The organism is Streptomyces sp. NBC_00667 (genome assembly GCF_036226825.1).
Lineage (GTDB): Bacteria > Actinomycetota > Actinomycetes > Streptomycetales > Streptomycetaceae > Streptomyces.
In genome coordinates this window covers 761,746-773,834 of sequence record NZ_CP109022.1, presented here as the reverse complement: position 1 = coordinate 773,834, position 12,089 = coordinate 761,746, and the positions used below count along the sequence as shown (strand labels likewise).

Below are 12,089 nucleotides of genomic sequence, written 5' to 3'. Positions count from 1 at the left end.
GTACGTCAGGCACCGGCGGCACTCTCGGCTCCTTGGGCGGACTCCTGCGGAAGCAGCCAGCGCCGGACCCGGGACATCAGGTCGTTCGCGTCGACCGGCTTGGTGACGTAGTCGTTGGCGCCGGACGCGAAGCTCTTCTCCCGGTCGCCGGGCATCGCCTTCGCGGTGACCGCGATGATCGGCAGCCCCGCGTAGGCGGGCATGCGCCGGATCTCGGCGGTCGCCGCGTACCCGTCCATCTCCGGCATCATCACGTCCATCAGGATCAGGTCGATGCCGGGGTTGGCGGCCAGGGCGTCGATGCCCTTGCGGCCGTTCTCGGCGTGCAGGACCTCGATGCCGTGGAGTTCCAGGATGCCGCTGATCGCGTACAGGTTGCGGGCGTCGTCGTCGACCACCAGGACCGACCGGCCCGCCAGGCGGTCGTCGACGTGCGCCGCCGGGCCGGAGGCCGGCGAGGGCGCGCCGGTCCGCACCAGCGGGGGTACGGCCCCGGGCCACTCCGCGGAGAGGTGGAGCGCTATCCGTTCGCGCAGCTCGTCCAGGCTGGAGAGGACCTCGAGCGGCTGGTGGGCGGAGTGCCGGGCCAGTTCCGTCCGCTGCGCCGTCGTCAGCCGGCGGCCGTCGTGGGCGAGCACCGGCAGGGAAGCCAGGGCCGAGTCGCCCGCCATGGCGTCCAGGAAGCGCAGGGCCTCCCCGTCGCTGCCCAGGTCGAGGACGACGCAGTGGAAGGAGGCCTGCGCGAGGACGGTGGCCGCCTCCACGGCGGTGACGGCGGTCGCCACCTCCACCTGCTCTTCGGTACCGGTGGCGGCACGGCCCGCGGCAAGATCACGGGCGGCGCTCTCCGCGACGAGACTGAGCAGGCCGTTGTTGCGCTCCTCGATCACCAGGAGCCGCCGGGGGTGGCGCGCGTCCTCACCGGCGGGAGGGAGCGCTGACACCGCACCGGAGGGGCCGTCGATCGCCTCGGGGTCGCCTTCCGGCGCCGCCTCCAGGACCTGCCCCTCCAGGACGAGGTCGTGGAAGTCGTCGTAGGAGACGGGCAGGTACAGGGTGAAGACCGAGCCCTCGCCGGGCACGCTGCGCGCCGTGACCACACCGCCGAGGAGCCGTGCGATCTCCCTCGTGATCGACAGGCCGAGCCCGGTGCCCCCGTATCTGCGGCTCGTGGTGCCGTCGGCCTGCTGGAACGCGGCGAAGATCGACTCCAGGTGCTGTTCGGCGATCCCGATGCCCGTGTCGGCGACCCGGAAGGCCACCACCGATCCGGCCCGGTCCAGGTGACCGGGCAGCTCTTCGGAGACCGCGGGCTCGATCCGCAGCTCCACCCGGCCGTGCTCGGTGAACTTGACCGCGTTGGACAGCAGGTTGCGCAGGATCTGACGCAGCCGCGAGTCGTCGGTCAGCAGGTCGACCGGCACCCCGGGCGAGGTCACGATCTCGAACTCGAGGCTCTTTTGCGTGGTCAGCGGCCGGAAGGTGGCCTCCACGTAGCCCAGGAGCTGCTTGAGGGACACCCGTTCCGGGTTGATGTCCATCTTGCCCGCCTCGACCTTGGACAGGTCGAGGATGTCGTTGATCAGCTGGAGCAGGTCGGAGCCCGCCGAGTGGATGATCCCGGCGTACTCGACCTGCTTGGCCGTGAGGTTGCGGGTCGGGTTCTGCGCCAGGAGCTGGGCGAGGATGAGCAGGCTGTTGAGCGGCGTGCGCAGCTCGTGGCTCATGTTCGCCAGGAACTCCGACTTGTACTTCGAGGCCAGCGACAACTGCTGTGCGCGGTCCTCCAGTTCCTGCCGGGCCTGCTCGATCTCCAGGTTCTTCGTCTCGATGTCCCGGTTCTGGGTGGCGAGGAGGGCGGCCTTCTCCTCCAGCTCGGCGTTGGAGCGCTGGAGTTCGTCCTGCTGGACCTGGAGCTGCTCCGAGCGCGCCTGGAGCTCCACCGTCAACCGCTGGGACTCGCCCAGGAGTTCATCGGTGCGTGCGTTGGCGACGATCGTGCTGACGTTGACGCCGACGGTCTCCATCAGGCGGCCCAGGAAGTCGCGGTGCACCGGGGTGAAGGTCTTGAAGGTGGCGAGCTCGATGACGCCGAGCACCTGCTCCTCCACGACGATGGGCAGCACGATCAGTCCCGCCGGGGCGGAGCGGCCCAGCCCCGAGGAGACGACGTAGCCGGGCGGCACCTCGTCGGCCACGATGATCCTCCGGCTGCGGGCCGCCTGGCCGACGAGGGTCTCACCGCGCCGAAGACGTACGGAGGCGGGGCTTCCGGCGGGCCGGCCGTAGGAGCCGATGAGCGTGAGCCACGTCTCGCCCTCGCTCTCCTCGGCGAGGTAGAAGGCGCCGTAGCTGGCGTCCACGAGCGGCGTCAGCTCGTCCATGACGAGCTCGGCGACGGCGGACAGGTCCCGGTGGCCCTGCATCAGGCCGGAGATGCGCGCCAGGTTGGACTTGAGCCAGTCCTGCTCCTGGTTGGCGCGGGTGGTCTCCCGCAGGGAGCCGACCATCGAGTTGATGTTGTCCTTGAGCTCCGCCACCTCACCGGAGGCGTCCACGGTGATGGAGCGGGTCAGGTCGCCCTCGGCGACCGCGCTCGCGACCTCGGCGATGGCCCGCACCTGGCGCGTCAGGTTCCCGGCCAGCTCGTTCACGTTCTCCGTCAGCCGCTTCCAGGTGCCCTCGACACCCTCGACCTCGGCCTGGCCGCCGAGGCGGCCCTCGCTGCCGACCTCGCGCGCCACGCGCGTCACCTCGGCCGCGAAGGAGGACAGCTGGTCCACCATCGTGTTGATCGTGGTCTTGAGTTCGAGGATCTCGCCCCGGGCGTCGACGTCGATCTTCTTCGAGAGGTCGCCGTTGGCGACGGCGGTGGTCACCAGGGCGATGTTGCGGACCTGACCGGTCAGGTTGTTCGCCATGGAGTTGACGTTGTCGGTGAGGTCCTTCCACGTGCCCGCCACGTTCGGGACACGGGCCTGGCCGCCGAGGCGCCCCTCGGTACCCACCTCGCGGGCCACCCGGGTGACCTCGTCGGCGAACGCGGACAGCGTGTCGACCATCGTGTTGATGACCCCGGCGAGCGCGGCGACCTCTCCCTTCGCCTCGACCGTGATCTTCTGCGAGAGGTCGCCCTTGGCGACGGCCGTGGCGACCTGGGCGATGGAGCGCACCTGCCCGGTCAGGTTCGACGCCATCACGTTGACGTTGTCGGTCAGGTCCTTCCAGGTGCCCGAGACCCCGCGCACGGTGGCCTGTCCGCCGAGGTTGCCCTCGGTGCCCACCTCGCGGGCGACACGGGTGACCTCGTCCGCGAACGCGGAGAGCTGGTCGACCATCGTGTTGATGGTGTCCTTGAGCTCCAGGATCTCGCCCCGGGCGTCGACCCGGATCTTCTGCGAGAGGTCGCCCTTGGCGACGGCCGTGGCGACCTGGGCGATGGAGCGCACCTGGGCGGTGAGGTTTCCGGCCATGAAATTGACCGAATCGGTCAGGTCGCGCCAGGTGCCGGAGACGCCCTTGACGTCGGCCTGGCCGCCGAGGATCCCGTCCGTGCCCACCTCGCGGGCCATGCGGGTGACCTCGTCGGCGAACGCGGAGAGCTGGTCGACCATCGTGTTGACGGTGTCCTTGAGCTCCAGGATCTCCCCGCGGGCGTCCACGGCGATCTTCTGCGAGAGGTCGCCCCGCGCGACGGCGGTGGCCACCTGCGCGATGTCGCGGACCTGCGTGGTGAGGTTGCCCGCCATCGCGTTCACGGAGTCCGTCAGGTCCGCCCAGCTGCCGGACACGCCCGGCACTTCGGCCTGACCGCCGAGCGTCCCCTCGGTGCCGACCTCGCGGGCCACCCGGGTGACCTCCGAGGTGAACAGGGACAACTGGTCGATCATGCCGTTGAAGACGGTCGCGATCTCGCCGAGGAGCCCATCGGCCCCGTCGGGCAACCGGGTGCCGAAGTCACCGTCACGCACCGCCGTCAGTCCGGCGAGCAGCTGGCGCAGTTCCGGCTCGCCCACCGCGCCCGGTGAACCGGGCCCCGAGCCCTGCGTGACCGTAGCGTTCGTCATCTCTTCCCCACCATCTTCCGACACCTCGTCACCGACGGGGACACAGGCCCTTGCGTCACGCGCCGGGACGTAGTCCACCACATCCCGGGCGGCCGGAAGCCCCCGATGGGCCCGTGAGCACCGTCTCGGAAGAAACTTCCATCAAGGCCGTGTGGAGTGCAATTCTCGGGGCAAGCGAGCGTCGTCAGCCGTCCGTCGTCGGGAGGAAAGGTCCCCCATGCCTCGCTCCGCCGCAGTTGTAGACCCGGTCCGCACCACAGACCTGAAGGACGCACCGGCCACAGGCCGTACGACCGAGGAACCCGAGGGCCGACTGCCGCGGATCGCCGACGCCCGCGAGGTGGCCCCGTCGGACGCGCGGCAGCTCTCGCGCGTCTTCCTGCTGCGGCTGCGCTCGCTGGAGGAGGGCACCCCGGAGTACCAGTACGCGCGCAACACGCTGATTGAGATGAACGTCTCACTGGTCCACTTCGCCGCCCGCCGCTTCCGCGCCCGTTCCGCCGGCGGCGGCGTCGACATGGACGACATCCTCCAGGTGGGGACGATCGGCCTGATCAAGGCGATCGACCGGTTCGACCCCGAGCGCGAGGTGGAGTTCGCCACGCTGGCGCTCCCCTTCATCACCGGCGAGATCAAGCGGTACTTCCGCGACACCACCTGGGCCGTGCACGTCCCGCGGCGCCTGCAGGAGCTGCGCACGGAACTCGCCAAGAGCCGGGAGGCCCTCACCGACCTCCTCGGCCGTGCCCCGACCGTCAAGGAACTCGCCCAGGACCTCGAACTGAGCGAGGAGGAGGTCGTGGAGGGGCTGGTCGCCGCCAACGGCTACACCAGTGACTCCCTCGACGCCTCCGCCGGCTCGGAAGAGGACTCCGCCTCGGGCCGCAGGACCCGGTCACTGGCCGACACCCTCGGCGAAGCCGACTTCGCCATGGAACTCTTCGAGGAGTTCCACACCCTCGCCCCCCTGCTGGCCGAACTCGACGAGCGGGACCGCCGCATCCTGCAGATGCGCTTCGGAGAGGAGAAGACCCAGGCCGAGATCGGAGCCGAGCTGGGCATCTCCCAGATGCAGGTGTCGCGCCTGCTGTCCCGCACCCTGGCGCGGCTGCGCAGCGGCATGCTCGCCTCCTGAATCCTGTCCGCACATCCCGCCGAGGCGGCGGGCGGGCCGGTGCCGACAAGGACCGGCGGTAGCCTTGTCACTCGACCCGGCCAACCGCCCGCCCCCGGAGGGAAGACGTGACCCCGCCCCCTCGTCACAGCCGGTACCCGGCTGCCCGTGGTGAGCATTCCTCCTTCGCCTACGACAGCGACCTGGCGTGGGCGGACACCGTGGTGCGCTTCGTGAGCAACGGCCTGGAGCGCGGCCAGCGCGTCTGGTACAGCGCCGACAGCACCGAGCCCAGCGCCGTCATCGACGTACTGCGACGCGGCCACATCGACGTCGACGGGGCCCGCCGGGACGCCCGCCTGAGCGTGACCGGAACGGAACGGTCCTACCTGCGCCGCGTCCCCTTCGACCCGGACTGGGTCATCTCCATGTTCCGCGCGGCCTGTACCGAAGCCCTCGCCGACGGCCACACGGGCCTGCGGGTCCTCGGTGAGATGTCCTGGTCGGCGCGCGAGGGGGCGGACGTCGACCGCATCCTGGAATCGGAACTGCGCCTGGACCGCGAGGTCTACGCGGACCTCCCGCTCACCGGGCTCTGCCTCTTCGACCGCCGCCTGATCCCCGGGCCGACCGCCGACCTGCTCACCCGGGCCCACACCGCCTGCGCCGACGTCCCCCGGCCCCCGGCCGACGGCCTGAGAACCCTGCCGGCCGCCCTGGCCGCCGTCCCGATGCGGGACCGCTCCGGAATCCGGCTGTGCGGCAGCGGCGACGTCGACTCCCGCCACATCCTGCGTTCCGCGCTCGCCGCCCTCGCGCGGATGCCCGGTCCCATCGTCCACCTCGACCTGTCCGCGGTGACCTTCCTCGACCCCGGCGCCGTCGCCGTGCTCGTGGACGTCTCGAACTCACTGACCGGGAAGGGCCGGAGCCTCCTTCTCCACAAGCCCCCGTACTCGCTGCGCAAAGTGGCCGAGTTGTTTCCGGAGGAATGTGCCGCGCTGGAGGTCGCAGCATGATCGTCACCCCTGTTCCGGCGGCCGCAGAGCCCGCCGACTTCATCCATCCCGCCCTCTTCTACCGGGACCTGGAGGAGTACACGGCCGGTGTCGGCGCCTTCGTGCGCGCGGCTGTGGCGGCGCAGGAGCCGGTCCTCCTCGCCGTGCCGGGCCCGCAGCTCGACGCCCTGCGCGAGAGCCTGGGCAGCGACGCCGACGGCATCGACTGCGTGGACATGAGGGAGCTGGGCCGCAACCCCGGCCGGATCCTGGCCGCCCTCCAGGGCTTCGCGGACCGCAACCCCGGCCGGGCCCCGCGCATCGTCGGAGAGCCGATCTGGCCGGGCCGCACCGAAGGCGAGATCCTCGAAGCCACCCGTCACGAGGCGCTCATCAACACCGCTTTCGCCGGACGGCCCGCCACCATCCTCTGCCCGTACGACCTCTCCGGTCTGTCGTCGCAGGTGGTGGCCGATGCCCGGCGCACCCACCCCACGGTGATCGAGGACGGCCGGGACGCCGTCAGCCCCCACTACACGGACGCCGACGTCGTCTGTTCGGACTGCGACCTCCCGTTTCCCGAGCCCGGCGACGAGCCCCTCCTCCTGGAATACTCCGGCGGCGGGCTCGCCCAGGTCCGCGAACACGCCGAGAACTGGGTCCGCGGGGCGGATCTCGAACCGGCCCGGCGGGGCGACTTCGTACTCGCCGTCAGCGAAGCGGCCGCCAACTCCCTGGCCCACGGAGGCGGCAAGGGCACGCTGCGGCTGTGGAGCACGGCCGCGGGCGGCGTCGTCGCGGAGATCCGGGACGGCGGCCGGCTCTCCAACGCCCTCGCCGGCCGCCGGCGCCCGTCCCTGACGTCCGGCAACGGCGGCCGCGGCCTGTGGATGATCCACCAGCTCTGCGACCTGGTCGAGATCCGGGCCCTGGAATCCGGTCTCACCCTGCGCCTCCACGTCAGCGGCATCTGACCCCGCGCAGGGCGGCGGCCCGCGGGGCTCCCCGGCCGCCACCGGCGCCTGTAAAGTTGCGCCAGTACGGCACGAGGGGCGACGGAGAGGCTGACGTGGGAACTGGCAACCCGGGAGAGGACGAAGTGACTCCACAGGGGGGCACGGCCACAGACGGACCGCACGGAGCCGGGCTCCGCACGAGCGGGACGGGCGCGGTGGTGTGCGCGATCACCGGAGACCTGGACCTGGACGGCCTCGGCGCCGTGCGGCCGCTCTTGGAGCAGGCCGTCCGGTCGGGCGCGAACCGGCTGGTCATCGATCTGACGGACCTGGGCTTCTGCGACTCCTCGGGCCTCAACCTGCTGCTCGCGGCGCGTCTGGACGCGGAGAAGGCCGGCCTCGGGGTGCGACTGGCCGCACCCACCCAGCAGCTCCTGAGGCTCCTGGAGATCACCGGCGCGGACACCGTGTTCACCATCGACACCACCGTCGACGCCGCACTCACCGCGCCTTGAGCCCGCTCGTGCCCGCCGCGCGTCCTGCCCGCGCGACCCAGCGGCACTGCGCCGATCGGAGTACCCACGTGTCCGGGTGGTCAGACCGGGCATACGCAACACCTGAGGCACCGAGGGCGGATCCGCCCCGGCCCGTTGCCCGGCCGAACCGGCCATTCGCGATACACGTCGATCAGCGTCACAGACGGGGGTGAGACCACAGTGAAGACCATCGGATCGGACACCAGCGATCCACTGCCCACCGGACCACCGGTCATGGGCCAGCGCCGTCGGCTCACCCTCAGCGGTACCAGCGGCCAGGTCGCCAAGGGCCGTGAGTTCGCGAAGCAGGTGCTGCGCGACTGGGGCTGGGACGGCACCGAGACCGCCGACGACGCCCTGCTCATCGTCTCCGAGCTGGTGACCAACGCCGGCGTCCACGCGGGCGGCTGCCACCAGCTGCTGCTGGTCGCCGGGGAATCCCTGCGCATCGAGGTGTTCGACGGGGACCCCGAGCCTCCCCGTCCGCGCGAGAGGCACCAGCGGGGGACCCCCGGAGGGCAGGGGCTGTACATCGTGCAGCGCCTCTCCGACCGCTGGGGCACCGTCCCGCACGACACCGGCAAGTCCGTCTTCGCCGAGATCGAAGCGGACCGGCTGGTCACCGGACGGCCCGCGCCCAAGCCGGCGCCGCCGGAGGCCTCCCTCAACTGAGGACGGCCGAGGGCGAGCGGGGACTCCGCCGAGGACGAGCGCGCGCCCACCGGGCGCCGCGCACAGCATCGCCGGGGCCGCCCGCCTCCCTCGGGGGAGCGGGCGGCCCCGGCGTGCCTACCGGGATCAGGCCGTCCGGCGGGCGTCCCGCAGTGCCTGATCGGCCGCTTCGTCCAGGGTGTGGGCGCCGGCCGTGCTCAGGCGCCCGCCGCTGCTCTCCAGGTGTGCGCGGACGAACCACTGGAAGAGCTCCAGCTGCGCCAGCTGGCCGATGAGCATGTCCTGCGTGACCGGGTCCAGCTCATCGGTGGTCTTCATCGCGGCCCGGTGGTCCTCGATGACACCCGCGTAGACCAAGTCCAGCGCGCCGAGGTGGGCGACGGCGTCGGCCCGGCCCACGTCGTAGTCGTCCCAGGTCCGCTCGGCCACCAGTGCGCCCGGGGTGCCGGCGGGGACGCCGCCGAGGGTGGAGATGCGTTCCGCGGTGGTGTCGATCATCTCCCGTACCGCGTCCACCTGGGGGTCCAGCATCTCGTGGACGGCGATGAAGTGGGGTCCCACCACGTTCCAGTGGACGTGCTTGAGCGTCAGCGCCAGGTCGTTGAGCGAGTGCAGCCGCATGCGCAGCACCTCGACGACGCGGACGGCCTCCTCCTTCGACATCCCCGGCACGGTGTAGTGCGGGGTGGGGGTGTGCTCAGCCATGACGAAACTCCGAATCTGTACTGATGGGCGTTGTTCACCGTCTGCCTAGTTTGCCCCGATTCATGCATAGGGCACGCGGTCGCCGCGCGGTGACGGCCGCGAGGGGGTGCAGCGGCGTCGTCGCCGTCGGCTACGCGGCAGCCGTGCTCATCTCCTGACGGCCCGTCGGCACCTCGCGCTCGGCCAGTACCTCGGCCGCGGCCAGGGCGTCCTCGATCGTGGTCGTCGCCGTCGTGACGCAGAGGGTGTACGAGACCTGCTCCAGCTCCTGCCGCGCGGCAGCGGAGTCCTGGCCGGCCAGGGAGGCGTACCGGGCGAGGAGGGAGCGGACGACGATCGGGGACGGCATCAACATGGAAGGTCCTTTCGGGCCGGTTCACGGGACTGATCACCGAGGTGCCCCCGAAAGCCGAAATGATGCGCGGACCCCGTGCGGGCGTACGGGCGCTGTCCCGTGCGGCCGTACGGTGCTCCGGTCGTGCCCGGCCGGCATGCCCTGCGCGTGACCGGGCAGACGCGCCGAGGAGACGCCCCGCTCGCACGCGGGGCGGGCCGCGGCGAACCCGGGGAGGCGGGGTACGTATGGCGACGCGATCCACGAACCGCAGTGGCGAAGAGATGGTCGGAACCCGCCGCCGAGCCGACATCGAACGGGAGTGCAGAAGGCTGGAGCGGACGACTCCCTTCGCCCGCGGCGCCGCCAGCGGATACCTGTGGGCGCTCGGACGGGACCGCGAGGGCCCGGTCACGGGCGTGCACGCCGAAGGTCCGCCCGGCATGGACCTGCTGACCGCGGAGGTGGACGCTGCGGTCGTACGGCTGGAGGAACAGCCGCAGAGCTCCGTGCCGCACGACCACATCCAGGGCGTGCACGACGCCCTCGCCTGGGTCTGCGGCCACACCGAGGCCCGCCCGTCCTGAGTCAACTCATCTGCGTTCAGGGCGCGTTGGGCGCCGCCGCCGGGGTACAAGGGCCCGCATGACATCGAGGCCCCTATGGTTGCGGCGTACGAGGAAGACCGGCGGGACGATCGCCCCGGGCGGAGTGCGCGACCGGCCCCCCGTGCCGTTCGGCCGGCCCCCGGCGTCTCCGGTGGTCCGGGCGCTGGCCATGGCCGGCGCCTTCGCGGCGACCGTACTGTTCAGCGTGGTGCTGGCCCGCCTGACGCTGGAGCCCTCCGCCGCCTCCGTGGCCCTCGTGCACAGCAACGTGCACCCCGGCCGCTCCATCAGCGCCTACCTGGAGGGGGCTTCCGTCCGCGAAGCCGCACGCCAGCTCGGCGGCAACGTGCTGCTCGGCGTGCCGCTCGGGGTACTGCTCCCCGTGCTCGTCCCGCAGGCCCGCGGACTGCTGCGGGTCGCGGTCGTGACGGCGGCCCTGATGACGCTGGTGGAGCTGATCCAGGGCGCGCTGGTGAGCGGGCGTGCGTTCGACGTCGACGACGTCATCCTGAACACGACGGGCGCGCTCCTCGGGTACCTGCTGATCGGACGGCGCCTCGGCCGCGCCGTGCATCCGCGGCGCCGGCACTGGTGGCACCGCAGGCCGCGCCCGGTCGAGGCGGGTACGGGGGAGTGAGGTTCCGGCGGCGACCGGGGGCCCTCACTGCAGCGGGCGGGCCTCCAGGGCCGAAACGGGGTCCTGGTGGCCGCCGGACGGCAGCATCCGCACCTCGCCGCGGTCGCTGATCTCCGCCCGTACGATGCCGGTCCGGTCCTCGTACACGGGGTGGCCGCCCGGTCCCGTCAGCTGGGTCCGGGACACGACCACGGTGTCCGGATCCGCCCCCGGCTCGCCGGGAAGCACCAGTTCGTAGCGCTCGGCGCTCACCTGGGGCCTCCTTCCGTACGGCCCTTCGAGGGCTCCTCCTCCCATGATGGTCGAAGGGGCCGGGCGGCGCGCGAGGGGGCGCCGCCCGGCGCGGGGAGCGCTGTCAGCCCGCGCTGTCAGCCCGCGCGTCCGTACCGCACGTCGGAGGTCCAGATCCGGTCGAGGCGTACCCGGCCCCCCGGCCGGGGGGCGTGCCAGATCTTGCCGCCCCCGGCGTAGATGCCGACGTGCCCCATGGTGGCTCCCCGGGGGAAGAAGACGAGGTCGCCGGGTGCCCGCTGCACGGGTGGGATGTGGCGGGTCTGTTCGTACTGTTGTTCCGCGGTGCGCGGCAGCCGGCGTCCCGCCTTGCGGAACGCGTAGAAGGTCAGTCCCGAGCAGTCGAAGCGTTTGGGCCCCGCGGCGCCGTAGGCGTACGGGGCCCCCCGTTTGGAGGCGGCCACCGCGACGGCTCTTACGCCATGCGATACGGCGGCCTGGGCCGGTGAGGCGCTGCCGGTCACCGTCGAGGCGGCGAGGAACAGGCCGAGGAAGGACAGGGCGAGGACTCGGGGCGAGGCGGCCGGGGGCCTGGGTTCTCCGGGTGAATGCGCGTCTTCCGTTCCGTAGGGGGCCATCGTGATACCTCCGCATTGGGTTGCAGGAACAGCCCCGGTCCGGGGGCTGGTCTTGATTGACATGCGCTTGGCTCTCGACGGCCGACCAGTCTTCCCCCCGATCGGGAGATTTCTGGTGATTTGGCATCCCATGCGGTGTATCGGTTACGTAAAGAGACGGGTCTCCGCTTTCCGGCTACGCAAAGTCACGGCCGCCCGGATGCCGGCGCCTCCTCCCGACGGTGGCCGTGGTCGTCCCCGTCAACTCGAACAGGCGCCGCACCTGCGGCGAACGCACTCCGGTCACGCGCAGGGCCCGGCCGTGGGTGCGGGCGTGCCGCTCCGCGGCGAGCAGCACGTTCAACCCCGAGCAGTCGCAGAAGGAGACCCCGCTGAGATCGGCCTCGACCCGCGTCACACCGTCGCAGAGCGCCGCCCGGAGTGCCTCGGCCAGCAGCGGAGCGGTCGCGATGTCGATCTCCCCCGTGACCGACACGGTGGTGCGGCCGTCGCGGCGGCTCGTGGTGACGGCCGCCGCGAGCTCCTGCGGCGTCGGACCGGGCTCGTACGGACGCGTGGACATCCCTCGCTCCTTCCTCCTCACCGCGGGTCGG

13 protein-coding genes are annotated in these 12,089 nt (G+C 71.7%); 7 read left to right on the top strand and 6 right to left on the bottom strand.

What is annotated here, in order from left to right:
- Positions 1-5: 5 nt before the first annotated feature.
- The gene (locus OHA81_RS03805; protein ID WP_329192746.1) at positions 6-4,067 is read right to left on the bottom strand and encodes a HAMP domain-containing protein; all 4,062 of its coding nucleotides are present in this window, start codon (positions 4,065-4,067) and stop codon (positions 6-8) included.
- A 217-nt stretch (positions 4,068-4,284) separates the two neighbouring features.
- Here OHA81_RS03805 and OHA81_RS03800 point away from each other — a divergent pair, with 217 nt between their 5' ends.
- The 5 genes from OHA81_RS03800 (at position 4,285) to OHA81_RS03780 (ending at position 8,343) form a co-directional block, all read left to right on the top strand.
- Positions 4,285-5,202 (top strand): SigB/SigF/SigG family RNA polymerase sigma factor, encoded by a 918-nt coding sequence (locus OHA81_RS03800; RefSeq protein WP_329192744.1) that lies wholly within the window; start codon positions 4,285-4,287, stop codon positions 5,200-5,202.
- A 107-nt stretch (positions 5,203-5,309) separates the two neighbouring features.
- Positions 5,310-6,200, top strand: coding sequence for an MEDS domain-containing protein (locus OHA81_RS03795; protein WP_329192742.1), 891 nt, complete (start codon positions 5,310-5,312; stop codon positions 6,198-6,200).
- Positions 6,197-7,153 carry a sensor histidine kinase gene (locus OHA81_RS03790; protein ID WP_329192740.1) on the top strand — a complete coding sequence of 319 codons (957 nt, stop codon included), beginning with the start codon at positions 6,197-6,199 and terminating at the stop codon, positions 7,151-7,153. The genes OHA81_RS03795 and OHA81_RS03790 overlap by 4 nt, the downstream gene beginning before the upstream one ends.
- A 125-nt stretch (positions 7,154-7,278) precedes the next feature.
- On the top strand, positions 7,279-7,650 hold the full coding sequence (locus OHA81_RS03785; protein WP_329192738.1) for an STAS domain-containing protein: 372 nt from the start codon (positions 7,279-7,281) through the stop codon (positions 7,648-7,650).
- A gap of 201 nt (positions 7,651-7,851) precedes the next feature.
- Entirely contained in the window at positions 7,852-8,343 is a 492-nt protein-coding gene (locus OHA81_RS03780; RefSeq protein ID WP_329192737.1) for an ATP-binding protein, read from the top strand.
- Between the two features lie 126 nt (positions 8,344-8,469).
- Here the strand turns inward: OHA81_RS03780 and OHA81_RS03775 are convergent, their stop codons facing one another.
- On the bottom strand, positions 8,470-9,048 hold the full coding sequence (locus OHA81_RS03775) for a Dps family protein (protein ID WP_329192735.1): 579 nt from the start codon (positions 9,046-9,048) through the stop codon (positions 8,470-8,472).
- 130 nt (positions 9,049-9,178) lie between these two features.
- Positions 9,179-9,403 (bottom strand): DUF5133 domain-containing protein, encoded by a 225-nt coding sequence (locus OHA81_RS03770; RefSeq protein WP_329192733.1) that lies wholly within the window; start codon positions 9,401-9,403, stop codon positions 9,179-9,181.
- Between the two features lie 227 nt (positions 9,404-9,630).
- Between OHA81_RS03770 and OHA81_RS03765 the strand changes: the two genes are divergently transcribed.
- Positions 9,631-9,969 carry a hypothetical protein gene (locus tag OHA81_RS03765; protein WP_329192731.1) on the top strand — a complete coding sequence of 113 codons (339 nt, stop codon included), beginning with the start codon at positions 9,631-9,633 and terminating at the stop codon, positions 9,967-9,969.
- Positions 9,970-10,027: 58 nt separating this feature from the next.
- Entirely contained in the window at positions 10,028-10,627 is a 600-nt protein-coding gene (locus tag OHA81_RS03760) for a VanZ family protein (RefSeq protein WP_329192729.1), read from the top strand.
- 24 nt (positions 10,628-10,651) lie between these two features.
- Here OHA81_RS03760 and OHA81_RS03755 read toward each other — a convergent pair whose 3' ends face one another.
- From OHA81_RS03755 to OHA81_RS03745, 3 genes are all read right to left on the bottom strand, one after another.
- Entirely contained in the window at positions 10,652-10,879 is a 228-nt protein-coding gene (locus tag OHA81_RS03755) for a DUF6296 family protein (RefSeq protein ID WP_329192727.1), read from the bottom strand.
- Positions 10,880-10,995: 116 nt separating this feature from the next.
- Positions 10,996-11,496 (bottom strand): C40 family peptidase, encoded by a 501-nt coding sequence (locus tag OHA81_RS03750; protein WP_329192725.1) that lies wholly within the window; start codon positions 11,494-11,496, stop codon positions 10,996-10,998.
- A gap of 175 nt (positions 11,497-11,671) precedes the next feature.
- On the bottom strand, positions 11,672-12,058 hold the full coding sequence (locus tag OHA81_RS03745) for an STAS domain-containing protein (protein WP_329192723.1): 387 nt from the start codon (positions 12,056-12,058) through the stop codon (positions 11,672-11,674).
- Positions 12,059-12,089 lie beyond the last annotated feature (31 nt).